The organism is Streptomyces sp. NPDC055506, from assembly GCF_053643595.1.
The window spans coordinates 41785-64629 of the sequence record NZ_JBSHKH010000011.1; the positions used below are offsets into that span (position 1 = coordinate 41785).

25 protein-coding genes and 1 pseudogene are annotated in these 22845 nt (G+C 67.0%); 11 read left to right on the plus strand and 15 right to left on the minus strand.

Annotated features, from left to right (window positions below):
* Positions 1-52: 52 nt before the first annotated feature.
* From ACWIF2_RS07000 to ACWIF2_RS07010, 3 genes are read right to left on the minus strand one after another with little or no spacing between them, the layout of a single operon-like run.
* On the minus strand, positions 53-619 hold the full coding sequence (locus tag ACWIF2_RS07000; RefSeq protein ID WP_454359066.1) for a hypothetical protein: 567 nt from the start codon (positions 617-619) through the stop codon (positions 53-55).
* A gap of 12 nt (positions 620-631) precedes the next feature.
* Positions 632-2095 (minus strand): hypothetical protein, encoded by a 1464-nt coding sequence (locus ACWIF2_RS07005; protein WP_454359068.1) that lies wholly within the window; start codon positions 2093-2095, stop codon positions 632-634.
* Positions 2088-2420, minus strand: a complete 333-nt coding sequence (locus ACWIF2_RS07010) for an SAV_915 family protein (RefSeq protein ID WP_454359069.1) — start codon at positions 2418-2420, stop codon at positions 2088-2090. The genes ACWIF2_RS07005 and ACWIF2_RS07010 overlap by 8 nt, the downstream gene beginning before the upstream one ends.
* Before the next feature lie 254 nt (positions 2421-2674).
* On the opposite strand from ACWIF2_RS07010, the gene ACWIF2_RS07015 reads away from it, so the two are divergent.
* The gene (locus ACWIF2_RS07015; RefSeq protein ID WP_454359073.1) at positions 2675-2899 is read left to right on the plus strand and encodes a hypothetical protein; all 225 of its coding nucleotides are present in this window, start codon (positions 2675-2677) and stop codon (positions 2897-2899) included.
* Positions 2900-3097: 198 nt separating this feature from the next.
* Here ACWIF2_RS07015 and ACWIF2_RS07020 read toward each other — a convergent pair whose 3' ends face one another.
* Positions 3098-3358, minus strand: coding sequence for a WXG100 family type VII secretion target (locus tag ACWIF2_RS07020; RefSeq protein WP_097218954.1), 261 nt, complete (start codon positions 3356-3358; stop codon positions 3098-3100).
* A 681-nt stretch (positions 3359-4039) separates the two neighbouring features.
* Here ACWIF2_RS07020 and ACWIF2_RS07025 point away from each other — a divergent pair.
* From ACWIF2_RS07025 to ACWIF2_RS07040, 4 genes are read left to right on the plus strand one after another with little or no spacing between them, the layout of a single operon-like run.
* The gene (locus ACWIF2_RS07025) at positions 4040-5098 is read left to right on the plus strand and encodes a hypothetical protein (RefSeq protein WP_454359075.1); all 1059 of its coding nucleotides are present in this window, start codon (positions 4040-4042) and stop codon (positions 5096-5098) included.
* Between the two features lie 12 nt (positions 5099-5110).
* Positions 5111-5596, plus strand: coding sequence for an RDD family protein (locus ACWIF2_RS07030; protein ID WP_454359077.1), 486 nt, complete (start codon positions 5111-5113; stop codon positions 5594-5596).
* A gap of 37 nt (positions 5597-5633) precedes the next feature.
* Entirely contained in the window at positions 5634-6503 is an 870-nt protein-coding gene (locus ACWIF2_RS07035) for a hypothetical protein (protein ID WP_454359079.1), read from the plus strand.
* Positions 6500-6766 (plus strand): hypothetical protein, encoded by a 267-nt coding sequence (locus ACWIF2_RS07040; protein WP_454359080.1) that lies wholly within the window; start codon positions 6500-6502, stop codon positions 6764-6766. Before ACWIF2_RS07035 ends, ACWIF2_RS07040 begins: the two co-directional genes overlap by 4 nt.
* 555 nt (positions 6767-7321) lie before the next feature.
* Here the strand turns inward: ACWIF2_RS07040 and ACWIF2_RS07045 are convergent.
* The 3 genes and pseudogenes from ACWIF2_RS07045 to ACWIF2_RS07055 form a co-directional block, all read right to left on the minus strand.
* Positions 7322-8044: a hypothetical protein gene (locus tag ACWIF2_RS07045; protein ID WP_454359082.1), complete on the minus strand. Its 723-nt coding sequence runs from the start codon at positions 8042-8044 to the stop codon at positions 7322-7324.
* The gene (locus ACWIF2_RS07050) at positions 7990-8379 is read right to left on the minus strand and encodes a helix-turn-helix domain-containing protein (RefSeq protein WP_454359083.1); all 390 of its coding nucleotides are present in this window, start codon (positions 8377-8379) and stop codon (positions 7990-7992) included. The genes ACWIF2_RS07045 and ACWIF2_RS07050 overlap by 55 nt, the downstream gene beginning before the upstream one ends.
* 23 nt (positions 8380-8402) lie before the next feature.
* Positions 8403-8528, minus strand: a pseudogene (locus ACWIF2_RS07055) (IS630 family transposase); the annotation flags it as partial.
* 194 nt (positions 8529-8722) lie between these two features.
* On the opposite strand from ACWIF2_RS07055, the gene ACWIF2_RS07060 reads away from it, so the two are divergent.
* On the plus strand, positions 8723-9109 hold the full coding sequence (locus ACWIF2_RS07060) for a hypothetical protein (protein WP_454359084.1): 387 nt from the start codon (positions 8723-8725) through the stop codon (positions 9107-9109).
* A gap of 103 nt (positions 9110-9212) precedes the next feature.
* On the opposite strand, the gene ACWIF2_RS07065 is transcribed toward ACWIF2_RS07060, so the two are convergent.
* From ACWIF2_RS07065 to ACWIF2_RS07080, 4 genes are all read right to left on the minus strand, one after another.
* Positions 9213-10232 (minus strand): hypothetical protein, encoded by a 1020-nt coding sequence (locus ACWIF2_RS07065; protein WP_454359085.1) that lies wholly within the window; start codon positions 10230-10232, stop codon positions 9213-9215.
* A 59-nt stretch (positions 10233-10291) separates the two neighbouring features.
* Entirely contained in the window at positions 10292-10963 is a 672-nt protein-coding gene (locus ACWIF2_RS07070; RefSeq protein WP_454359086.1) for a hypothetical protein, read from the minus strand.
* A gap of 216 nt (positions 10964-11179) precedes the next feature.
* Positions 11180-11533, minus strand: a complete 354-nt coding sequence (locus ACWIF2_RS07075) for a hypothetical protein (RefSeq protein ID WP_454359087.1) — start codon at positions 11531-11533, stop codon at positions 11180-11182.
* The gene (locus tag ACWIF2_RS07080) at positions 11530-11832 is read right to left on the minus strand and encodes a hypothetical protein (protein WP_454359088.1); all 303 of its coding nucleotides are present in this window, start codon (positions 11830-11832) and stop codon (positions 11530-11532) included. The genes ACWIF2_RS07075 and ACWIF2_RS07080 overlap by 4 nt, the downstream gene beginning before the upstream one ends.
* Positions 11833-11994: 162 nt before the next feature.
* On the opposite strand from ACWIF2_RS07080, the gene ACWIF2_RS07085 reads away from it, so the two are divergent.
* The 3 genes from ACWIF2_RS07085 (at position 11995) to ACWIF2_RS07095 (ending at position 15838) form a co-directional block, all read left to right on the plus strand.
* Positions 11995-12222, plus strand: coding sequence for a GntR family transcriptional regulator (locus ACWIF2_RS07085; protein WP_033309133.1), 228 nt, complete (start codon positions 11995-11997; stop codon positions 12220-12222).
* Between the two features lie 396 nt (positions 12223-12618).
* Positions 12619-14544, plus strand: a complete 1926-nt coding sequence (locus ACWIF2_RS07090) for a glycosyltransferase (protein ID WP_454359089.1) — start codon at positions 12619-12621, stop codon at positions 14542-14544.
* Positions 14545-14881: 337 nt separating this feature from the next.
* Positions 14882-15838 (plus strand): LCP family protein, encoded by a 957-nt coding sequence (locus ACWIF2_RS07095; protein WP_454359090.1) that lies wholly within the window; start codon positions 14882-14884, stop codon positions 15836-15838.
* Here ACWIF2_RS07095 and ACWIF2_RS07100 read toward each other — a convergent pair.
* Genes ACWIF2_RS07100 through ACWIF2_RS07110 form a run of 3 tightly spaced genes read right to left on the minus strand, consistent with a single transcriptional unit; the run spans position 15835 to position 20330 of the window.
* The gene (locus ACWIF2_RS07100) at positions 15835-17031 is read right to left on the minus strand and encodes an acyl-CoA dehydrogenase family protein (protein ID WP_454359091.1); all 1197 of its coding nucleotides are present in this window, start codon (positions 17029-17031) and stop codon (positions 15835-15837) included. The two genes, ACWIF2_RS07095 and ACWIF2_RS07100, sit on opposite strands and share 4 nt — an antisense overlap.
* Before the next feature lie 31 nt (positions 17032-17062).
* A complete protein-coding gene (locus ACWIF2_RS07105) occupies positions 17063-18331 on the minus strand; it encodes a hypothetical protein (protein WP_454359092.1) in 1269 nt (422 codons plus the stop codon).
* Complete coding sequence (locus ACWIF2_RS07110) at positions 18321-20330, minus strand: hypothetical protein (protein ID WP_454359093.1); 2010 nt, start codon at positions 20328-20330, stop codon at positions 18321-18323. Before ACWIF2_RS07110 ends, ACWIF2_RS07105 begins: the two co-directional genes overlap by 11 nt.
* 199 nt (positions 20331-20529) lie before the next feature.
* On the opposite strand from ACWIF2_RS07110, the gene ACWIF2_RS07115 reads away from it, so the two are divergent.
* Entirely contained in the window at positions 20530-20973 is a 444-nt protein-coding gene (locus ACWIF2_RS07115; protein ID WP_454359094.1) for an SMI1/KNR4 family protein, read from the plus strand.
* 14 nt (positions 20974-20987) lie between these two features.
* Here ACWIF2_RS07115 and ACWIF2_RS07120 read toward each other — a convergent pair whose 3' ends face one another.
* Positions 20988-21707, minus strand: coding sequence for a hypothetical protein (locus ACWIF2_RS07120; protein WP_454359095.1), 720 nt, complete (start codon positions 21705-21707; stop codon positions 20988-20990).
* 408 nt (positions 21708-22115) lie between these two features.
* On the opposite strand from ACWIF2_RS07120, the gene ACWIF2_RS07125 reads away from it, so the two are divergent.
* Positions 22116-22844 (plus strand): hypothetical protein, encoded by a 729-nt coding sequence (locus ACWIF2_RS07125; protein ID WP_451245909.1) that lies wholly within the window; start codon positions 22116-22118, stop codon positions 22842-22844.
* The last annotated feature ends 1 nt before the right edge of the window (position 22845 follow it).

Below are 22845 nucleotides of genomic sequence, written 5' to 3' on the forward strand. Positions count from 1 at the left end.
GCTAGGGGTTCCTCTCCCGAATGTCCTTGTCACGCGAGTCTTTGTCACCTGTCTACGAGGCAGCTGGCTTCTCCGGACCGAACGTGCGGAGGATCCAGATGCGACGCCAGGTGACTGCCACGGTGAGGCCAAGGCAGATGAGGGCTAGAGCCGAAGTGCCGTAGGCCGGCAGGTTTGCCGGCGGGTCCTCCACCCAACTTTGAGCGAGGATACGGGATGGGTCCTCGGGGTCGTAGGTGACGATCATAGAAGCGCCGGGTTGCGTTTCGGGAAGCATCCCAGCGTAGTCTGAGAGCTTGACCTCGGTGCCTGCCTTGGGGCTGCTCACGAGACGAACCTTCACGTACTTTGGCTTCGAGTCGACATCGACGACTGTGGCAGCGGCACTGACCCCGTGGGAACGCAGTTCCTGAACCAGGGAGCGCGACGGTAGCCACAAGAACAGTGTCATCCCTATGGACAGAAGAACTAGGCCGACGCCGGCCAAGATCACCCGGATTTGCGGCAGCGGAGGACGTGGCCTCCACGCCCTTGCTTCGGCGACCTCCTGATGCGCCCTCTTAATATGAGGCGGGAGTTGATACTGCTCCGCAGGGCGTCTTCTTCTCTTCTTAGTCATGCTGTGGCAACCTTATGAGAACCATCCGCCCACCGTATCCTTGACGCTTGACGCGGCGTCACCGATCGCCTTTCCTGCACTCTTAGCGGCGCCAGTAACAGCGTTGACTGCCTTCCTTCCGGTTTCCGTTTTGATAGCGTACGAGACGCCGTATCCGATGCCGAATCCAACTACGACACCTGCCGCGATTCCCCAGCCAACCGGTCCCCCCGCAGCCGCAACAAGCGCCGTCGCACCCCACGTTGCACCCATGCCGGCAGCCATACCACCGACATTGGCTGCTACGGCGACGTCTTTCTCCTCGCCGTTGCTGATATCCCAGCCGATAGCTCCAATAGTGAGGAGACTCCCGACCAGAGGTAGCTTTCCGCCGGTCCGGAGAGCACGGCCCCACAACGATGTTGTGCTGGGCGGCTTAAGGCCGGGAACCTTGTTGATCAGCCAGCTTCCACCGTCAGCGACGGAAGCTTCCATGAGTCGGGAGAATGAGCCCATGCCGTACCTGGCAAGGATGCGCTCCGCCTCACGCGCCGATCTTCCGGCCGACTTGGCTGCGCGACGGGTGGCCTTCTTGAACTCTCGCCTTTCAGCTGGGGTCATGGCGTTGAGGCGTTGCTGCTTCAGCTGCGCTGCTGCCCCAGAGAACTTCTGTGCATTTTCCCAGAAGTGGCTCGCGTATTTCGATTGAACGCCGATCACGCTGGCCAGTAGACCAGCACTGTCGGACCACGTGTCTGCGGGGTCGAGCAACTTCTTCGAGGCGATTTGCAAGTGCTTCCAAGCGAGGTCCCAAAGATCTGGGTCGTCCCCCTGCATGAGCGCCCGGTTGAATACAGCCGTGGGCTCGTCCTTCGTGAACTGGCCATGGAAGAGCGCGGCCTTCTTGTCGAAGCCCGGTGCAGGTGTCTCAGCATTGACTGCCGTGGTGAACGCGGACCCGAAGACCTTCACATCCTCCTTGGCCGTCGGGGCATTGGCGGCGATGATCGTCGTCGGCAGATTTTTGACCAGGTCGGGATTCATCTTGGCGTAGAACGCCGAGGCGAAGTCCGGGTCACCCTTGTGTTTGGCTAGCTCCTCAGCGATGCGGTGAAATTCTGGTCCTGCTTTGCTCGGATCGAGCTCAGCCGCGTCGTTTGCATCCTCTGCAAGCTTCTTTCCCGCGCTTCGAGCCTCGCCGATCGTCACGATGGGTTCGCGAAGCTGGACCATGGCGCCAGGTTTCTGAATCCCCTTCTGGTCAAGCTCCATTGCTGCTGCGAGTGCTTGACGGCGGCGAAGCATGGGCAGCTCGTCATCGACCCAGCCGGCGATCTTTCCGATTTCCGACAGGTTGCTCGTCTCTAGCCCGAATTTCTGAAATCTGCTTACATATGAGGACTTTGCTCCGCGCAGCTTCTTACCGCCGGACTCAAGGTCCTTGATCGTTCTCAAGAGGTTGTCCGGGTTGATTCCGGAGAAGTTTGGATCAACCACTGGTCGATTCACCTTCCGCGCTGTCAGCCAGTTGAGGGTCGACCAACACCGCGGCTGCACCCGACCCGCTGAGTGCCTCCCCTACTTTCTCGGTGGGGATGATGACCCAAGGCTGCCCTTCTCCCATGGCCTCGACCAGCAGGGGGATGGACGTGAAAGCCAATGCCACGAGCCGCTCCTCGCCGTCGTCACCAGCCATGGGCACGAGGATGACGTCGACGGTGCTGTCGCTGAGCGGGGCGCCGTCAGGTCCTTGAGGCACCTCGGTCATGGTGGGGAGCACGAGGGCTTCGGGGGCGGCGTGGGCCGTTTCGCTTGAGGTCATTGCGACAGATTATGAGGTGATGGACCGGCAAGCAATGTGATCTCCGAACGCTTATGTGGCATCGAGTTGGCGCCGGCGGCTTTCCGCTTCCGCTGGGGGCTCCACCGGAACACTCCGAGGCCGCTGGTACGGTGAGCATTCATCAGCCGGAACTGTGATGAATGAGGGGTGGGATTGTGGCAGATCCAGATGCTAAGGTTCCCAATCCGCGGAAGGCGGATCTTGAGCGGTTGCGGAGCGACCTGGCCAAGGAGGTGGAGAGCATCAAGAAGGCACTCAAAAGCCCGACCGAACAGATCGGCGGTGACAAGGTCTGGGTCGGGAAGAATGCTCGAGCCTGGCACAGAGAACTGGACGGGCGGAACAAGAAGTTGATCGAGCAGGTCGACAAACTGCTGCCTATCATTGATGCCGCCATTCGGAGTGAACCCGAGAAGGTGTCACAAAGCGAAGCGCGTACATACAACAAGGACGTCTGAGCTCACACGAGTGAACTGTTGCCGCAGGGCTGACGCTGCACGGTCCTCTGCCGCCGAACGTTGCTCGATGATGCGTCGGTGTCACCTACAGGCGCTTAACCTCTGTCCTGCTGAAATGCCGCCGGGGGCATCCCGTCCGAGGCTTGACGGCCTCGAAGGAATACCCCGGCAGGCTGCATCCGCGCGTTCCTCGTCGGCTCAGGTGGCGCGCTCGATGTTGTCGGCACTCGTGTTGGCCGACTTGCTGGCGTCGTTCAGCGTGTCGACCCACTTGTCGAACGTCGGCTTGATGTCGTGCCAGTCGTTCCGGAAGCGGTCGGCCTTGGGGCCCTTCCAGTAACCCGAGCTGTGGCTCGTGGCGGACTCCAGTGCCTTGATGAGGCCCTGGAGGTCGGTGGCCTTCTTGCCGAAGAGCTTGGACAGCTCCCGAAGCTGAGTGAGATCTGCACCGCGATCCATGACGATCCTCCCCGTGTCATACACGTAAACGGACTATCCGTTTGCACCAAGGGACGCTACCGCACCAGAGGTAGCTGCTGTCCATCGCCTTCAGAGATGGGAGTTTCGTGTGAACGATCGGTGTTGACCCTGATGGTGAGCCCGAGCCGCGGTGTCTCCGGGCGGAGCTGCCGGCGCACCAGCGGCTCTGCGGCAGGGAGAGCCCGAGCTCACGTGCAAAGGCGCAAGAAGCGCAGTACCGCGGATATATAGGCCTGATCCGTTCAAACAAGGACGAGACGCGTCGATGCCCGGCGTTGTCGTACAGTCGACGCAATGGCCGCAAGTCCAGTCAGTCCCCCTGCTTGAGGCGCGCGCCGGACAGTGTTTGAAGAGTGTGAAAATTTGTACATGATTCAGCCATGTATGTGTACGCGGGGATCCGACTGCGCGTACGCAAATGGCGTCACGAGCGCTGATCGCGCGCTCTCTGGCGGGGATCCGCCGGTAGCTTGCCAGGGCGCCTTTGCTACCTTGTTCTGACGCAACCACGCGCCCGGGAAAGACGTTTGACAGACGCATGGACGGCATAAAGTCCTCCGGCGCGCTTTGGCGGGTCGCACCGTAGCGGGAGGGCGATGCTCCGCGTGGCGGCAACGACGAGCACTGTCAACAGGGGGTTTTTGCGTGACGTTCAGGGGAATGTCCAAGGACAATGCGCGCAAGCTGGCTGCCGCGCTGGACGTCGCTGATGGTGCACTCTCCATTCAAGGGCCTCTGGTTTCCGGAATTCTCGCTAAATGGGAAGGCGACCAGGGAAATCTCGGACGCTTTCGGCAGGATGCAACCTGGTCCCGCGATCAGGCAAAAGATGTGCGTCGTCGACTCGGAATTCTGGACGCAGACCCGAGCGCCGAGCTCATGTTCATGGGGCTCACCGGAGTGCTCAAGACCTGGCAGGATTACCAGGAGCGCAAGGGTGAAATCGGTGAGTATGTAGAAGAGTTCAAGGAAGTAAAGAAGAACGTAACGATGCCGCTGCGGCTGACTAAGGTCGCTTCGGGCATCGAGGCTTCCCTTCAGCTGTACAAGCGCTGGTCCCAAGGGCAGAACGTAGCCGGGGCCAAGGCGGTCCTTGAGCTGAACAAATACTTCGGCATCGCCGGTGACCGGCTGAAGTTGAAGAATATCGAGTATATGCGCGAGCTTCTGAAGCTCCAGAAGATCGAAGGGCTTTATCAGCAGCCGTGGAAGTGGCAGCAGGGTCTTCGCACGTTCCTCACCACCAAGCTGAAGATTCCCCTGCCGGCAAAGCTGCTGAACCAGGCGCCCGGACTCAGCATCCTCGACCGTGTCGGCTTGCCGCTGGCGGTCGTTCATGGCGTCAAGGAAATGGTCGCTCCTGACCACGACGGCGTTCTGGGCGGTTTTGACCGCGGCATGGGCTTTGTGGAGGCGGCCGGCGCCGGGGCAGTTATGGGCGGATCTGCTGCGGCGACAGCCCTTGGGGCCAGCGCGACAGTCGCGGCTGCGGTCCCTGTTGTCGGCTGGGTGGCCCTTGGGGTGGCCGGTGCCTATTTCCTTGGCACCTGGGCCTATGACAACAGAAAGGCGATCGCTGATACCACCAAAAAGGCCTGGAATGCGACGACCAAGTGGGCGGGGGACGTGGCGGATAAAGGCGAGGAGATCGTCAACGGCGCCAAGAGTGCTGTGACGAATCTAGTCCCCAATGCTATCAAGAAGTACAAATTCTGGTAGGAGATGGCTTCGGTGGAATCGAAGGACTTGTTCGGTGTGCCACGGGACCGATGCCCGAACCAAAATGCTGCGTCGGCGTCGGCGTCCATGGGGCGACGCTACGGAGCGGCGGCCATCGACGGAACTCTCGCGGTCTTCTGCGCGGCCATTTCCGGGTTGATGCATGTGTTGAGTTTCCCGGCGTGGGAGGCACCCCCGCTCGCCAGCGGGTCTCTGTGGCTGCGAATTCTCACCGCCGGCATCGGTGTCTCGTTGTTCAATCAAGTGTTGCTGGGTCGGCTGTTCGGTCGCAGCGTGGGAAAACTGCTTGTAGGTACGCGTGTGGTCAGAATTACGGACGGTGGCCAGCCACGGCTCTGGCAACTTCTTGGCCGCTGGGTCGGCGGCATTACGTACGGCCTCACAATCCTGCCCATCGGATTCTTCCTGGGAGGCAGTGAAGCGGCCCCGCTCGATTTCGCTGGGGTGCGGATCGTGAAGGCCTCAGTCGACTCGTAAAGCGACTGCAGAACCTCAAATATTTAAGGGACTCGGTATGGCAAACCCGGAACTCGACCTCGAGTTGGATAAATTCCGCGAACTTGTTGGCAAAGCACTCGCAGAAGGGGGGACTCAGCCACTCATCAAGCTGACCGATGAGGAGCTTGCCGTGCTGGACCCCAGTGCACTGCAGGAAGTCGTGGCGCCAACACCGCACTTGTCGACGCTCTCCGAAGAGCAGCGCGAATGGGTACTGGCGACGGCGCTGCGCTCGCTGGTCTCCCGGGGTGCGGTGGAGGTCGCGAACATCCCCGAACTCGACGCCGTCCTGCGGTCCGAGGGAACTGATGCGCCACGCACCGCGGATGTGGACATGCGGGTTACGCCGGAAGTCAGCATGGCGCTGACACTGCGGCGCACTGCTGCACGGGCACTCGCCGTTGAGCAGCAGACCTCAAGCGGCAGCGTGACCGCATTTGTCTTCGTGCATTCCTCCGATCTCTTGTTGATCGAGCAGGTCACCGGTGGCGGTCTGCACATCTTCACGCTCGCCAGCAAGGCACGTGATGCCGCTCGGATCGTCCAGGCGCTCCTGGACCCCTTCGGCACGGCTGACCGGGATGGAAAGGCCCTGCGGCTCGACCCGTCGGCTCTGACAGACGACACGGTGGACAAGAAGCTGGCCTCCGTGATCGATAGAGCGCTGGTGGTGAGCCAGTTGATTGTGCTCGCCGATGAACCCGGACCGCTTCTGACGGCATACGCGACAGACCGCGAGGTGTGGGTGGTCAACGTGGACTCACCGCAAGCGCCCACCGGCATCACGGCGCAGGCGGTCAGCGAGCGTACCCTGGAGAAGTTCATCATCAAGTTGATCAGGCAGCCGGCCGCACCTGAGAAGTCGGCCACTGGGTGGGCGAAATGAGCGATCGCGTCGAAGAGTGCAGGAAAGATCTCAACAATCTGAAGAGATTTGCGAATGAGATCGACAAGACGCTGGACGCGGTGGACGCCGCGTCCGGCACCGAGGCGTGGCAAGGCCCTGCTGCGGACAAGTTCCGTTCGGAATGGCGCGGCCGGAGGAAAGCGATTCACGACGCCCTGGACGCCGCACGGGGACAGTACAACAAGATTTTGCAACGAGTGCAGGACGAAGAACACAAGAAGAAAACCAGTGCCGCGCAGTAGGTTGACAGATCGAAGCTTTCCTGCGCGACACAGACTTCATGAGGTTCCTGATGACTGATGCGAACTCACCCGTTTACACAGCCCACTTCGTTCGAACGCCTTTCCAGCTGCTCAGCGGCTCGAAGTGGAAGAAGCTGGTTGCGTTCCGCGTCGACGGCGAAGGGGTACTCCTAGGGGGTGCTCCTGCGCGCTACGAGGCCCAACTCGCGCATGTTCCATGGAGCGACATCACGTCCATCGTGGTGTGGCATCAGCGCACGGCTGGGAACGGGATCAACTACATCGGAGTGCAACGCCAGCCCGGGGCGCCTGTCTTGCCCGGCATGAACAGTAGCGTCAGTCGCGAGAGGGCCGAGAAGCTGGCCCCTCATGTGGATTACGAGCTGTTTCTGGCAAGCCGTCCCATCAACCTATGGCGTTTGGACCCAGAACGGCTCCAGGCCGCAGTGGATGCGTTCGCACCTCAGGTGCCCGTGCTTGTGTATTCGCAGCCACACCTCCCATAGTTCCGCACACCTGCCGTCAGCGGCCGGTCTGTGCCGGGCCTTCCGCGAGCTACTCGCTCGTCCGGGTGAGGCGTACCGCTTGCTCCGTAAGAGCCGACCCCCTGAACCGCACTCCCGCGAATTCGACCGTCTCGCCGACCCTCACGTCTTTGTAGACGGCCACCGGAACACCAGCACAGTTCGCGCCGAGGCCGGCCGTGCCCGCCGCGGTGTCGACGTACGAGACGGTCAGGGACGGGCCGGTGGGCAGTTGCTTCACGCCGCCGTTGGCGATAAGGGACAGCGTTTGTCCCTTGTCCGGGAAGCTCTTCGACGCGGCGGCCAGGACGGCGTGGTTGGTGGTGAAGCACAGGGTGTTGTCGGCGGCGCCGCCCACGAATTCCATGGACTCGGGAGCGGCGGCGAGAGCGGCCTTATCCTTGGCGTCCCTCGGTTCCAATACGACGCGGTACGAACAGATCTGCCGCACGGTGTAGGCGTGGCCGGAGACGGTGACCCGGGATCCCGGTTTCACGGTCCACTGCCGCTGCCCCGACTCGTAGCTGACCCCGTCGCGAAGCGTCGCGGTGTCCGGGCAGGGCCGGTAGATCAGGCGCGATCGTTCGCCGGCCTTGTAGCAGGCCAGAGCGGCCACCGATAAACGGCGGCGCGAGCGGCCCCGGACGCGGATCACAGGGGTGTGGCCGCGGCGGGACCAGGTGCGGGTGGCCGGCGGCGTCATCGAGAACCCGGCTTCGCCCTCGAAGACGAGCCAGGCGTCGAGCGCCGCCACGGTCCTTCCACCTGGGGCCAGGTCTCCTTCACCCAGCCGCCCACCAGGATCTCGTCCCGCTCGATCGCACGCCGGGCAGGAACCTGACAGCTCCAGCCGTGCCGCTTGAGCAGGGCAGCCACGCCTTGCACGGTGTAGCCCTTGTGGAACCGACGCCCGATCAGCGTCTTGATCCGTGACAGGGTCCAGGTCTGGTCCGGCCAGCCGTGTGCCACCGGCCCCTTGGCCAGTTCCCGCTCCAGCACGGCGAACAGTCCTCGCTGAGCAGAGGCAGCGATGCCGGGCCCTTCGAGGCCAGGGCTCTCGATCCGTCCTGCGACCAGGCCTTGCGCCAACGCTGTACCGAGCGGACGCTGACCCGCAGGTCGTGAGCAATGGCCGCGTTCTCCTCGCCCAGGGCGAACCGCCCGGCCGCCTCCATCCTCAACTTCTCTCGGAAGGACCGCCGTTCGTCGGTCAGCCCGCCCCCTTGCGCATACCTCATGCAGTCGGCATACCGCAGGGATCACGAGACGTCAGCCTCTACGACACCACGCTTTGAAGGTCAGTAGGCCCGGTCCGTTCATCGAACGTGATCACCAGGCCGCGCGGATCCGGTCCACGGCGCCCCCTGCCGACTGAGCTGGCTGGTCTAAGTTGATCACCAAGAACATTGGAACATCATCATCAGGAGATGAGATGCGGAAGTACCGAGTCGCCCGTGGCGCACTCGCGGTGGCTGGTGCTGTCACCCTCGTCGTCGCCGCGACGGGCAGCGCCAGCGCTGCCGACACCACGTTGCGACTGAAGCGTGGCGGGCACACCATCGGCACCATGACCCACCTTGACCCGGACCCCGACACCTTCCGGGTGTGCGACACGCGGGCCGACGGGCATGGTGTCACCGGGAAGCTCTACATGTACATGGCCGGGTGGCAGCTGAAGGAGACGAAGGGGGACGGTGGCAACGCCGGCTGCGGCACCTTCGACTACAACGTCGTCCCCTACGCCGCCAAGTATCTGATGAAGCTGTGCTGGAACGGTCCCGGTGGGGCCTGTGTCCAGAAGGAGTTCACCGAGGACTGAGCCTCCCCGACCGCCGTGCCGGAGCCAGCCAGCCGGAGAGGAATTCGCTTGCCTCTCCGGCTACTTGCCGCTGGTGTCGCAGCACAGGGGCGGATCGGCACCGTCACCTGTTGACGGACTGGATCTCCTGGACCGTGACCGCCTGGTCGTTGCCGAACGTGCCGTTCGGGAAGTCGCCGCCGGCTCCGCCTGTGCCGGTCCAGGCGATCTCCCAGGTGATGGTGGCCCGGAGCTTGTACGTGCCGTTGCCGGAAGAGCGGAGGTACTTGAGGCCGCACGGCGGGGTCCGGTCGGACTTGCCCTTAGCGTAGGGCTCGCCGATCGAGCCGGCGTTGATGGTGCACTCGCCCGAGGCCGGGTAGGTCTCCGCGTCCTCGGTGCCGGGCTCCAGCTTGAGGGAGACCGGTCTGGCGGTGGTGGTGGCCTGGATGTTGAAGCCGGGGACGTTGAGGGCCGCCGTGGCCTGGACCTCGTCGAAGACAGCCTTGTCGAGCCAGGCCCAGGTCGGCAAGTTCACCTTGGTCGTGGTCTCGGGGGCGAGGGTGACCTCCGTGTCGGGGAGCTCCATGTGCTGGTAGGCGAGGGCGCCGAGTATCTCCGGGGTGATGGCCTCTTCGTACTGGGGCGGCGGGGCGTCGCCGTTCTCGACCCAGAAGGGGAGATCGTTGCACGAACCTCGTTTGAGGATGTCGGGTTCGTCGGGGTTCTCGACGGCGGCCCAGAACATTCCCTCGCCGTCCTTGTCGACGTTGTAGTCCTTGTAGCCGGGGGTGTCGGTCCAGCCGTACTCGTCCTCGTAGTGGCGCTGCAACTCGTTCAGGGCCGCGCCCGCGTGGCCGCCCATGCCGGGCGAGTTGATCTGGCTCTCGAGGTCCTTGGACATCTTCTTCTTAAAGTCCTTGGCCCCGAGGTAGGGGGCGTACCAGCAGGGAGGGGGTGTCCAGTTGACGTCCGTGGACGTCACGTTGCCGGTGCCGCCGCCCTTGGCGACGGAGCCGGAGTACTGGATGCGGGCGGCGGCGTAGATGCCTTTGCCGTCGCCGCCTCCTGACTGTTCTGTGTTGGAGCCCTGAGCGTTGGCCGGCTCTTCGTCCGCGTAGGCCGGTTCAGTGATAGCGAGCATCCCCAGGGTCAGCCCCAGGGCAGCTGCGCCTGTACAGAGGGCTAGATGCCGTGACCTGTTCACTGGCACTTCGCCGCCTTGGCCTCGACGTAAACCTTGGAGGCCTGCCACAGGCCATCTCCGGTGGGGAGCTTGACCATGACGATCTTGAAGTAGTCGAAGGACGTGATGCTGGGGGCGCTCTTAAGGATCTTTCCAGTCTTGATCTCTTTAGAGTAGAACTTGCTCGAATCCACACAGAATGCAACCTCCACCGAGTTGCCGTTCGGCGCGGACCGGGTGGTGGCCTGATAGTGGCGCCGTGTGCCGTGTGCCGTCCAGCCGCCCTTCAGCCGGGCGTTGATTTGCGTCTTCGCGTACCTCATCCCATCGCCGGTCGAGTAAGCGACCAAGGCAGCGTCCTTGGTCGTGCGCTTGTCGACGCCTCGGTAGATGGCCCGGACGAAGTTCGCCGCGTCCTGCATCGCAGCCGCCTCGTTCTTGTCCTTCGGCTTGTCCCAGTCGAAGGCCAGGTTTATATCCTTGGGCAGGGACACGTCCACGCCGTCCGGCTTGTCCTCCGCCGGTGCCCCTGAAGGGGATGCCGACCCCTTCGGTGTCTCCGCTTCCTGGTTCGCTCCGGCGATCTTGTCGTTGTCGCTGGGCTTGTCGTCCCCGCTACCGCAGGCCGTCAACAGCAGTGCTGCCGTCGCGGCCAGCGCGGCAGCAACGGGCAAAGGGCGGCGCTTCACAGTGGATTCTCCCCGTGAGACAGATGTGAGTTCAGGGGACAGACGCTATCGGTGGGGTTCTCGCTTTCGCCAGAGCGAACTTGGCCGATTGCCGCGGCATTTAGGGCGTATGAGGGTGTAGTGGAGCGGGTCGTGTCCTGATCGTGCCTCAACGGTGAACGCCCCGGACGCTTGGTCGTGCTGCGTCCGAGGCGTTCGGTATGGCTGGGTGTTTTGCTATCGCGTCGCCCCGCATCGAGGGCAGGCGCATGGCGGGTATGTGGAGGTGTACGGCACGGGCTCGTGGGGGCCGCCGGCCAGGATCTCGACCTTGCCGTGGTCCTCGGTCACGGTGCCCTTCGCGTTGACCTTGTAGACGTGGAGGGTCATGCGTGAGCGGGGGTGGGGGGATTCCAGGAGTCCGACTGCCTCTTGCAGGGGCGGGTAGTGGGTGACGCACTCCTGGCAGGCGTAGATGGTGAGGCCGGGGCCTGTGGGGGTGGGGGAGTTGCAGAGCGGGATCCGGATCGGGATCGGTTCGTTCGTGGAGCGCTCGCAGCGGGTGCACATGCGCACCGACGGGCGCGTCATCGGGTGGCCGCCGGGACTCGTACGCCGTGGATGTGCTTCGGGCCCACGTCGATGCCGTAGGTGGCGATGCGGGCGGCTCGGCGGCGTTCCCGTTGGCGGCGGTATTCCGTGGGGTCCAGGACGTAGGGGCGTACGACGTGGCATGCGTTGCCGTCGAGCCGTTCGGTGAAGCGGGGAGGCGGCGGTGGGGTGCCGGTGACGCGCAGAGGTGGCACCGCGCCGAGGCGATGGCGACCTCGGGGGCGTGGGGTGCACAGGCTCAGCATCCACGCGAGGGCGTGGACGATAAGGTCCAGCATTGTCAGCGCTCCTTGTAAGCGTTGGCCATGCCCCGGGACGGCTCGCATCCGTCGCCGGGGTCTGTCGTGAGAACGCTAGAGCTGCATGTATATGCATGTCTACCCATATGGGCGGAGAGTGGCTTCTATGACTCCATGGAGGGTCGTATATACAGTTCGGCTGTGTTCGAATTTGACCCCACCAGGCCGAAGTGGCAGCAGATCGCCGAGGTCGTTCGGCAGCGCATCGCCAGCGGCGAGTACCCAGTGCGAGGCTTGATCTCCGAGGTGAAACTGGAGCAGGAGTTCGGAGTCGCCCGCGAGACTGTTCGTAAGGCCACCGCAGCCTTGCGGGAAGAAGGGCTGATCGTCACCACTCGGGGCATGGGATCGTTCGTCGCGGAGCGCTGAGCGACGCCGGTCGACCTCGACGGGCGGCCGGGGCATGCCGCGTTCCTGTGGAGTTTGCTGTTACGGCCATCCAACTCCCACCCCGTAACTACACTCCCGCCCCATGCGCACCCCCCACCACACCAAGCATCCGAAGCCGAGAAGAGGCGGCGTCTCCCGAGGAGGCCGTGAAGGAGGGCCCGGGGGCGGTGACGCCCCCTGACCGCCGCCGAATCGAAACCCGGGGCCAAAGCCGGGGCCCGCGCCCGAGCCCGACACAAACAGTCCCGCGACCCCCGAGCCCACTGGCTGCTCCTGGCCCTCACCCTTCCCGTCGTCTTCGCCTTTCTGATCTTCGAAGGCTGGACCCAGCACGAGGTCGACGCCGCGAAGGCGCGGTCGCCCTGTGCCTCGCCCGTGCCCGATGCCGTGGCGAAGGGCGGGCCCGTGATCGGGATCAACCGGGACGGGATACGGACCGGGGCGATGCCCGCCCGGACCGTCGCGCTGACCTTCGACGGCGGGCCGGACCCCGTGTGGACCCCGCGGCTGCTGGATCTGCTCCGCAGGAACAACGCACGGGCCACCTTCTTCGTGCACGGGGCCCAGGCCGCCCGGCACCCCGAACTCGTGCGGCGGATCCGGGCCGAGGGACATGAGATCGGGTCCAATACGTACACCGGGGCCGTGCTGGGGGAGTCGTCCGCACCCCGTTTCGAGGCCGAGCTGGAGCTGACCCAGAGCGCGCTGGCCGGGACCACCGGGCAGCGGACCAATCTGCTGCGGATGCCGCGGACCACCACCCCCGACACACTCTGCGGCGGGGAGTGGGACGCAGCGCGGCGGGCCACCGGGTACGGGTACGTGCTCGTCGCCGCCGACAAGGGCGCGCGGAAGCCCGCGCAGGGGATCGTCCGGCAGTTGAGCCAGACGGAGAGCGCGTATGCCGAGGCGCGCAGGCTGTTGAAGAACCGGGGCGTCGACCGGTTCACCACCGTGTCCGACGGGCTCGGGCTCGTACCGTACAAGTCTGCCTCCGTCGCCGAGCGGTGGTCGGGGGAGGGGCTGATCTGGGTCACGCGGATCGGGCAGGTCTTCTCCACCGCCATGATCTGGATCCTCGGCATCGCCGGCGGGCTCGGCGTGCTGCGGCTGTTGCTGCTGGCCCTGTTCGCGCGGGCGCATGTGCGCCGGCTGGAGCGGTTCCGGACCGGGGCGCCCTGGATGCGCGAAGCGTCCGGGCCGGTGACCGTGCTCGTCCCGGCGTACAACGAGGAAGCCGGGATCGGGTCGACCCTGCGGTCGCTGCTCGACTCCCATCATCGGGAGTTGCAGGTCATCGTCATCGACGACGGGTCGAGCGACCGGACCGCCGATATCGCCGCGAACATGGGCGACCCCCGTGTAGAGGTCGTGCGGCAGCCCAACTCCGGCAAGGCCGCCGCGCTCAACACCGGGCTCGCGCACGCCCGGTACGACATCGTCGTGATGGTCGACGCCGACACCGTCTTCGAGCCCGATGCCATCGAGCGGATCGTCCAGCCGCTCGCGCACCCGGCCGTGGGCGCCGTCAGCGGTAACACCAAGGTCGGCAACCGGCGTACTCTGCTGGGCCGATGGCAGCACCTCGAGTATGTCTTCGGGTTCAACCTCGACCGGCGCATGTTCGAGGTGCTGGAGTGCATGCCGACCGTCCCGGGCGCCATCGGGGCGTTCCGCCGGGACGCGGTGATCGGCGTCGGCGGGGTCAGCGAGGACACCCTCGCCGAGGACACCGACCTGACGATGGCCCTGTGGCGGGCGGGCTGGCGGGTGCTGTACGAGGAGTCGGCCGTCGCCTGGACCGAAGTGCCCACCAGCGTCCGACAGTTGTGGCGGCAGCGGTACCGGTGGTGCTACGGCACGCTCCAGGCGATGTGGAAGCACCGCGGGGCGTTCTTCGGCCGCGGGCCCGCCGGGCGGTTCGGGCGGCGCGGGCTGACCTACCTCGCGCTCTTCCAGGTCGCCCTGCCGCTGCTCGCGCCCGTCATCGACGTCTACGCCCTGTACGGCGTGCTGTTCCGCGACCCGGTGGAGTCGGCCGGGGTGTGGTTCGCCTTCTTCGGCGTGCAGATCGTCTGCTCCGGCTACGCGCTCAGACTCGACGGGGAGCCGGTGCGGGCGTTGTGGTCGATGCCGTTCCAGATCGTCGTCTACCGGCAGTTGATGTATCTCGTGGTGATCCAGTCGCTGGTCGCGCTGCTGGTAGGGAGCCGGCTTCGGTGGCAGCGGATGCAGCGCTCCGGTACGGCCGCTGAACAGATCGGTGGGCCCGTTCCGTATAAGAGCGTGCCTATGCGTTGAACCGACAGCATCCCCCCACAGCATCGCCGAGGTGAACCAGCGGAATGGGCCGATGAGCGACTGGACCGATCCTGCGGGCGACCAGCGAGCGGGGCGGAATCCGAGAAGGGTCCCGTCCGCGTCCCCGCTGGTGCCCCCGCCCTCGATCCGTACCGCCCCCTTGCCCGGCATGTCCTCGTCGGCCGCGCCCGGCCGCTACGACGGCAACGTCGAGGAGCCTGGGCGAAGAGGCAGCAACAAAAACGCCGGCAGCAGAAACCCCGGCAGCAGAAACCCCGGCAGCAGAAACCCCGGCAGCAGAACCCCCCGGCGCCGGGCCGGAAAGAGCCGCCGCTTCGTGCGTACCGCCGCCGTCCTGTCCACCGTCCTGGCCCTCGCCGGCGCCGGTACGTACGTCTGGGCCGACACCCGGCTCAATCAGGAGGTCGACCTCGGCGCGCTGAGCGCCCGGGTGCCGGCAGGCCAGGGCACCAATTACCTGGTCGTGGGCTCCGACAGCCGTGACGGCCTCTCGGAGAAGGACAAGAAGGACCTCAACACCGGCTCGACCGACGGCCGCCGTACCGACTCGGTGATCCTGCTGCACACCGGGGCGAACGGCACCACCATGCTCAGCCTGCCGCGCGACTCCTGGGTGACCCTCCCGCCCTACGTCGATCCCGACACCGGGAGGAGCTACAAGGCCGCGCCGAACAAACTGAACGCGGCGTTCTCGCTGGGCGGCCCGGACCTGCTCGTGCAGACCGTGGAACGCAACACCGGCGTGCACATCGACCACTACGCGGAGATCGGCTTCGCCGGATTCGTGGGGGTGGTGGACGCGGTCGGCGGTGTGGACATGTGCCTGGACAAGGCCGTGCGGGACAAGGACTCCGGCGCCGATCTGCAGGCCGGCTGCCAGACCCTCGACGGCTCCGAGGCCCTGGCCTTCGTACGGCAGCGCAAGCAGGAGGCCCAGGGCGACCTGGGGCGCACCCGCAACCAGCAGAAGTTCCTGGCCGCCCTGGCCGACAAGGCGGCCACCCCGTCCACCCTCGCCGACCCGTCCAAGTCCTTCCCGACCCTGAGCGCAGGCCTCGACACGCTCATCGTGGACGAGGGCACGGAACTGCCCGACCTCATGTCGCTGTTCGAGGCCCTGAAGAGGGCCACGGCCGGCGGCGGCAGACAGCTCAACGTGCCCGTGGCCGACCCCGACCTCCGGACCTCCAAGGGCAGCGCGGTGAAGTGGGACGACCGGCGGGCACGTGATCTCTTCGCCGCGATACGGGAGGACCGGCCGCCGAGCGGCTAGACAAAGGGCGTGCCCGGCTCCAGCCCCGCCAGCACCCTGCCGTACAGCTCCAGGTTGGTCGCCGGGTGGACGAACGCGTGCAGGTTCAGCGCCCGCAGATCGCGCACGGCCCGCTGGATCGGCACCTCCTCGTGGAGGGAGGAGGCGCCCGAGGCCGAGCCCAGCAGGTCGGCGGCCTCCAGACAGAGCCGCGCCACATAGCCGCTGCGCGCCCGGACCCCGGCCCGTTCCTCGGTCGTGTACGGCTCCCCGCTCGCCGCCCGCGTCTGGAGCAGCGTGACGATCTCGTCGGTCAGATGCTCGGCGCAGGAGATCTTCAACGCCGCCTCGGCCGTCTGCAGATGCGTGACGGGCGCCTCGTTCTGCCGCTCGTAGAAGGTGTACGTGATGCCCCGCCGGTGGATCCGCTCGCGGAACTCAGCCAGTGCCGAGCGGGCGAGGCCGAGGGCGTTCGGGGTCGCCCAGGCGCAGAACATCAGCAGCACCGGCACCCGGTAGAACGGGTCGTCGGCGTTGGCCTTGGACGCGAACTCACCGCCCAGCAGCGGGGCGACCGGCAGCACGCGGTGGGCGGGGACGACGACATCGCGCGCCACGACACTGTTGCTGCCGCTGCCCGCGAGACCCGACACCCGCCAGTCGTCGAGGATCTCCAGCTCGGCCACGGGCACGGCGGTCCACACCGACTCGGGCCGCCCCTCGACCCGGGCGGTCAGCAGATGCCAGTCGGCGTCCCGGCAGCCGGTGGCGAAGGGGGAGGTCCCGTTGACGACATAGCCGCCGTCGCCCGTCGGGACCGCCGTCGCGCTCGGGACCAGGCTGCCGCCGACGCGGACGTCGGGGCTGGTGAAGATCTCGTCCTGCGCCTCGTCCGGGAAGAGCGCGGCGACGTACGCGCATCCGGCCTGGATCAGCGTCATGAAACCGGCCGAACCGCACGCGGCGGAGAGCTCCGCCAGCGCCTCGACCTGGGTCCGCAGGCTGCTCTGGTAACCGCCGTACCGCCGGGGCACGTTCATCCGCTGGATCCCGGTCCCGGTCAGCGCCTCCACGACCTCGCGCGTCACGCGCCGCTGCCGCTCGGTCCGCAGGGCGTGCCCGCGGACGAGGGGCGCGAGCTCGCGGACGCGCTCGACCAGGCCGGTGTCGGTGGGAGGTACAGGCAGAACGGTGTCTCGCGTGCCCGAAGTCATGGCTGCACGGTGACCTCCCGCCGGCCAGGTGTCAACGGGCCCTGATCCTCCGGGAGTTGATCCCGGCCAGCGTCGCCCTCAGTGAGCCGTACCCCGTCGCGGCCCACACGCTCCGCTCGGCCGGCAGCTCGAAGTAGGGGACGGTACGGCCGTCCTCGTCCTGGTCGGTGAGCACCTCCGGGGCGCGGCGGTCCCGCAGGGCGTCCGCGCACTCCTGGCACACCGCGACGTCCAGCCGGTCCCGGCGGCCGAGCGGACGCCAGCCGGTGCGCAGGGCGGCGCGGCCGTGCAGGGGGTGGAAGAAGCAGAGGGGGAGGGCCGTGTCGTCGGTGCCGGTCAGGGCGTCCTCGCCCTCCTGGACCAGGGCGAGGACGCCCGCCAGGTCCGGCAGGCCCCGGGCCTCGTCGAGGACCGTGCCAGCGGCGGCGTAGGCGTCGAGGGCGTGCTGGAGACCCGGCGTCGTGGCGAGGTCGGCGGCCTGGGTGGCCTCGCCGAGCGCCAGGACCTCCGCCTCCGCCCGGCGCCGCAGCTCCGCCTCGTCGGCCGCACGGGCCGTTGCGAACACCAGCTGCGGCACGGCCGGAGTCGTCTTGCGGGAACGGATGCCGCCCCGGGCCGCGAGGGCCGCCGCCAGGGCCAGGACCGGTACGCCGACGAGCAGCCACCAGGCGGAGCCGCCCGAGTACGACGCGGCCGAGGACGCCGCCGAGTCGTCCTGGTCCGACGGGGTGGCCGGCGACGTCGAGCCGTCCAGGTCCTTCATCGCCTCCTCGTACCGCTGTGTGCCCTTCCCCTCCGCCACCAGCTCCACGGCCTTGCCCGTCAGGTCGGCGAGTCCCGCGTCCCGCGTCTCGTCCAGGAAGCCGGCGGCGGCCACGGCGTCCCGCGTCTGGTGGGTGTCGGCGGGCCACTCGTACCCCTCAAGGGAGTCCGCGAAGTCGCCGTCCGTCGTGATGAGGACGAGCTCGCGCTGGTCCGCGAGCCGGTCGCGGACCGTCCCGGCCAGGACTCCGGAGTCGCCGTCGAAGGCGTCGCCCTTGGCGAGGGGCGTGAGTACGACCTTGATCGGCAGGCCCGTCCGGCGGATCTGCTGCGCCAGCTCCCGCTGCCGGGACGGCGGTACGGCATCGGCGTACGCCTCGTCGACGTAGACCGGGGACGTGCGCAACGCGTCCGCGATGCGCTGCCCGGCGCTCGGGCCCTCGCCGTCCGCCGCCAGAGCGGGACTCGCCGTGGTGGTCAGCGCCGCCAGCAGCAGCGCCGTGAGGACGATGATCACGCGCTTGACGTCAGTGGACACCTGCGGTCTCCCTCACCTTGTCGATCAGCCGGGCGATTCCGTGGGGTAGGGCGGTCAGCGGGCCGTCGGTCGCGTCGTAGTACGGCACGCGGCCGCTGCCAGCAGGGGCGGGCAGCCTCATCAACCGGGCCGGCGTCCCGAGCGGATCGGCGATGGCCGTGTCGCGGCACAGCGCGCAGACGGGAAGCATGCGCCGGCTGGTGCCCTCGGCGGAGACCCGCACGTGGGAGAGGCGCACGCCGGGCCCGTGCAGGGGGTTGACGCCACAGCACAGGTCGGTCTCGTCGCCGGCGAGCGCGGCACGGCCCGCCCGCGCCAGCACGATGACGGCGACCAGGGTCGCGGGATCCGTGCCCGTCGCCCGGGCGCGGTCGGGGTCGCCGTCGACCAGGAGCATCGCCGCGTCGAGATGGTCCCAGGCGCGGGTGCGGTCGTCCGGGTTCGTGAACTCGCCGATGAGCGTGGTGAGTTCGGTGTACGCGGTGCGCCGGAGGTAGGAGGCCGAGGGCTCGGTCGGGGCTGTGAAGGGCAGGAGGTGAGTGGCCTCGGGCTCGGGATCGCGGCGCCGCAGCAGACGGCCGGTGGTCCACATCACGCCCGCCACCACACCGGACAGCAGGAGTGCCGCGAAGGCGCCCACGAACAGGCCGGGCAGGAAGTCGGTCGCGAACAGGGGCGGAAGGGTGTGCTCGTCGGCCTTCGGGGCGGGGGCCGGCGCGGACTCGAAGTCCGGACGGTCCGTGCGCGGGGCCTTGTCGAGGAAGGTCATGAGCTTGTCGAGGCGCTCGCCGAGGAGATGGTCGTCGGCCTCGTCCGCCCTGCCGTCGCCGAACGTGACCGCGTCCGGCAGGTCGAGGGAGAGGAGAGTGGAGTCGAGGCGCAGGCCGTAGTTGTAGACGTCGATCGTGCCGTCGTCCGGGGCGGCCACCACGTACAGCCCCTCCTGGCGCGCCTTGGCGTGCACGGCGGCGGCGAACAGCCACGAGTCGCCGGCCGACTCGCTCTCCGGCGTCTGCGGCACGAGCAGGACGTACACCGGGCCGCGGCCGTCGGAACGCCGGAAGTCCCGGATCCGGTCGTGCAGCCGGTCCAGTTGGCGGGAGTCGAGAACCCTCGGGCTCTCCGGGTCGGCGTAGACGGGGTCCTTCTTCAGGCCCGCCGCGACGCGGTCGACCCGGGCGGACAGATCGGCCGGGGTGGGCGGCTTCGCCGCGCTCGACCTGGTCTGGTCGAAGACGACGGGGGCGGCGAGGGCGAGGGCGGCGGCGGTGAGCACGGCCGCGCCGGGGACGACCCAGTGGGGGACCCGCCGTCCGGCCCCGGAGCGACGGCGGCGGCGACGCACGTAACCGGCCACCAGGAGGATCGTCAGGGGCACGCCGGTGAGCAGGATGCCCGTGACGAACGACTGGTTCTCGCGGTCGGACGGGCCGATGTACATGTCGGCGGGCTCGTCGTCCCGGTACGTCTCACGCGCCGCCTCGGCCCGCGCGGTGGCCTTCTCGCCGCCCTGGGCGATGACGTCGGCGAACCTCTCGAAGCTGAGCAACGGACCAGCGTCATAGGGAAGTTCGTACCTCGTGACGGTCAAGGCGGCGTCGGCCGGTGCGCGTACGCCGTAGGCCGTGGCCTCCGTGATCCCGCTCTCGTCGATCAGGACGAACAACCCGTCCCGCCCGAGCCGGTCGTGCACCGCGCCGAGCAACTGCCGTGCGTGCATGCTGCTCTGTGACGGCAGCACCAGGACGTACGTCGGGACGCCCGTCTTCTTCGCGAGCCTCGCGAAGTCGGGGGCGGTGGAACGGGGGATCTCACGCGGGAGTTGGTCGGTGACGTGCACCGGGTTCTCGCGGAGGAGGTCGGCGAGGTGGGCGGCCTGGGTGACGGGCGTGCCCTCTGCCGCCCGGGCCGGGGTGGCGGTTGCGAAGAAAGCCGCTATGGCGCAGAGCGCGAGCAGCACCCGGAGGAGACGTGGCCGGTCACTGCTCCACACCGGCATATGCGCTGTGTATGGCCTGTTTGTCGCGACTGCTCTCACCGGTATGCCCCCCGCGTTCCGATCGCTGTCCGGGCGGCACTCTACCGGGGGGCTTCGCGAGTGCTACAGGTTGCCGGGCTTCGGGGCGGGGCGGTCCGGTTCGGTGAACACCGGCTGGTGAAAGGATGGATGGTGTTCGCCGGGCTCGGCACGGAAGGCGGTGAAGGCCGGCATGTGGCGCGAGTCGCTCGGAGACGTGGTGACAGGGCCCTGGCGCCCTCCCGCGTCCTACGCCGCCCTCCATGCCGTCGAGACGTCTCTGGGCCGGCCCCTGCCACCCGCACTCCGCTCCCTCCTCCTGGAGGCCGACGGGATGGAGGGCCCGTATGGCGAGGACATCGTCTGGCCCGCCGGCCGCATCCTGGACGACAACCTCGCCTTCCGCACCCGACCCGCGTTCCGTTCCCTCTACCGCCCCTTCGACCCGTTGCTCTTCTTCGGCGACAACGGCGGAGGAGACCAGTTCGCCTTCGTCCAGGATCTCGGCGACGACAGCGTCCACGTCTGGGACCACGAGACGGATGAACGCGGCCTCGTGGCGCCCGACCTGGACAGCTATCTGCGCAAGGCGCTGGGAAGCGACGGAGAGGATTGGTACCGGTAGCGGTAGCCGGCCCTTCAGCCCAGCTTCGCGTTCTGGGCCTTCACCACCGTCGCCGGGAGCTTCGCGTCGCCCGGCCTGTCCTGGACGATGGCCATGCCGTCGACGGAGAAGTAGACGGCGAGGACGTCACCCTTTCGGACGGCCTGGGCGTGCATGGTGTGGGTGATGCCCTTGACCGTCATCGTGGAGCGGAAGGCCAGTGACTCGTCACCACCCTCGGCCACCGGCTTCTCGCTGGTGGCGGAGTCGTACGTGGCCGTGTTCTTCGCCTTCGCCGTGAAGCCACCGCCGCACGAGCCGACGCCCTTGGCCAGCCCCGCGAAGGCGGACTCGGCCTTGCCGGACGCGTACGTCGTGAGTGTGATGTACGTGAACTGGCTGCTCTCCAGGACGGAGTGGGTCAGGTCGCCCTGGGACTCGCCGAGGGGCAGCTGGTTCATCACGTAGACCAGCGGTGCGCAGGCCGGCTTGTCGACCGTGACGTCGTCCGGGGACTGGGCGAAGGCGTACTCGTCGTCCTCCTTGGAGGAGGGCTTCACGGAAAACCCGGGCACGTCCTTCTTCGTGACCATGAGCTTCGCCAGCCGCTCGGCCGGAGTCACCTGCTTCGCCCGGGACGCGGTGGGCCTCGGCTCACCGGTCGCCGCATCCGAGTCGGCGTTCCCGCCGCACGCCGTGAGCGCGGCGAGGGAGATCAGGGACAGGGTGGAGGCGGCGAGCGCGGCCCGCTTCATGGGGGACTCCTCGTTGGGGGGGGCAGACCGAAGATCATGGCACGGGGAAATCCCGGCTCACGTGTGTGAATCGTGTGGGCCTCATGACCGACACGTGACGAAAGGGCCGGTTGCCGTGCGTCCGTCGGCCCGGGGCGGATTCGCTGCCGCACAGGAAACGGCCCGTCGGTGTGCCGCCATCAACGGGTTTGTTCAGGCCGGAAGTTGCAGATGGATAACGGTGCGTGCCCTGAGGTTCAGGACGTAGGACGCGCCTTGAGGGGCTTATGTGCGGCTGATACGGTGCCATGGCTTGACACTCACTTCGGCGCTGGCTATTCCGCCAGCTCAGGCACCGCTTCAGCGGACCGAGAAGTGCGAAGTGTCCTATTTGGTAGATAACTTCTTGGGTGTACGGGGAGCGGTTGCGTGAAGATCCAAGAGCGTACGGGGGCGGGCGCGGGCCGTTCCGCCTCTCCGGCTCAGCCGTCGGTCGGCGACCGCCTTCCCACACCACCTCGCGAGCGCAAACCGGCACTGGCCGCGCTCGCGGTGCTGCTCATCCTGGTGGGTGCGCTGGGCGCGACGATGCTCGTGCTGCAGGCCGGTGACCGGGTCGAGGTCGTGAAGGTGACGAAGGAGATCCAGCCCGGGGAGTCCGTCGGCAGCAACGTCACCTCGGTGATGGTCGCCGCCGACGACAGCATCAACTACGTCACATGGGAGCAGCTGAGCACCCTCAAGACCCTCAAGGCCAAGACCACGATCTACCCCGACACGGTCGTGATGGGCCAGATGTTCGCCAAGACGGCCAGCCTCCCCGCGGGCAAGGCCTCCGTCGGCCTCGCCCTCAAGGAGGGCCAGTACCCCTCCGACATCAAGGCCGGTGACATCGTCGCCGCCTACCGGGTCAGCACCAGCGGCAGCCCCTCGAACTCGAACAACACCGGCAACAACAACAGCGGCTCGAGCGATACCTCCTCCTCCGGCGCCATCGTCGACGACGCGCGCGTGAACAATGTCGCGGCGGACGACGACGCCACCGTGAGCACCGGCAACCTCTCGATCACCGTGCTGGTCGACGAGGCCGACGCGGCCGCGCTCGCCTCCGCGGCGGCCGCGAACCAGGTCGCCATCGTGCACGTCCCCGGCAACTAGA

What these genes read in the sequence shown, in the direction of transcription:
- ACWIF2_RS07075 (WP_454359087.1), bottom strand. Translation starts at nt 11,533, where the DNA reads ATGACGCGCCCGTCGGTGCGCATGTGCACCCGCTGCGAGCGCTCCACG.
- ACWIF2_RS07025 (WP_454359075.1), top strand. Translation starts at nt 4,040, where the DNA reads ATGTCCAAGGACAATGCGCGCAAGCTGGCTGCCGCGCTGGACGTCGCT.
- ACWIF2_RS07080 (WP_454359088.1), bottom strand. Translation starts at nt 11,832, where the DNA reads ATGCTGGACCTTATCGTCCACGCCCTCGCGTGGATGCTGAGCCTGTGC.
- ACWIF2_RS07020 (WP_097218954.1), bottom strand. Translation starts at nt 3,358, where the DNA reads ATGGATCGCGGTGCAGATCTCACTCAGCTTCGGGAGCTGTCCAAGCTC.
- ACWIF2_RS07040 (WP_454359080.1), top strand. Translation starts at nt 6,500, where the DNA reads ATGAGCGATCGCGTCGAAGAGTGCAGGAAAGATCTCAACAATCTGAAG.
- ACWIF2_RS07065 (WP_454359085.1), bottom strand. Translation starts at nt 10,232, where the DNA reads ATGCTCGCTATCACTGAACCGGCCTACGCGGACGAAGAGCCGGCCAAC.
- ACWIF2_RS07000 (WP_454359066.1), bottom strand. Translation starts at nt 619, where the DNA reads ATGACTAAGAAGAGAAGAAGACGCCCTGCGGAGCAGTATCAACTCCCG.
- ACWIF2_RS07035 (WP_454359079.1), top strand. Translation starts at nt 5,634, where the DNA reads ATGGCAAACCCGGAACTCGACCTCGAGTTGGATAAATTCCGCGAACTT.
- ACWIF2_RS07110 (WP_454359093.1), bottom strand. Translation starts at nt 20,330, where the DNA reads ATGCCGGTGTGGAGCAGTGACCGGCCACGTCTCCTCCGGGTGCTGCTC.
- ACWIF2_RS07010 (WP_454359069.1), bottom strand. Translation starts at nt 2,420, where the DNA reads ATGACCTCAAGCGAAACGGCCCACGCCGCCCCCGAAGCCCTCGTGCTC.
- ACWIF2_RS07060 (WP_454359084.1), top strand. Translation starts at nt 8,723, where the DNA reads ATGCGGAAGTACCGAGTCGCCCGTGGCGCACTCGCGGTGGCTGGTGCT.
- ACWIF2_RS07100 (WP_454359091.1), bottom strand. Translation starts at nt 17,031, where the DNA reads ATGACTTCGGGCACGCGAGACACCGTTCTGCCTGTACCTCCCACCGAC.
- ACWIF2_RS07120 (WP_454359095.1), bottom strand. Translation starts at nt 21,707, where the DNA reads ATGAAGCGGGCCGCGCTCGCCGCCTCCACCCTGTCCCTGATCTCCCTC.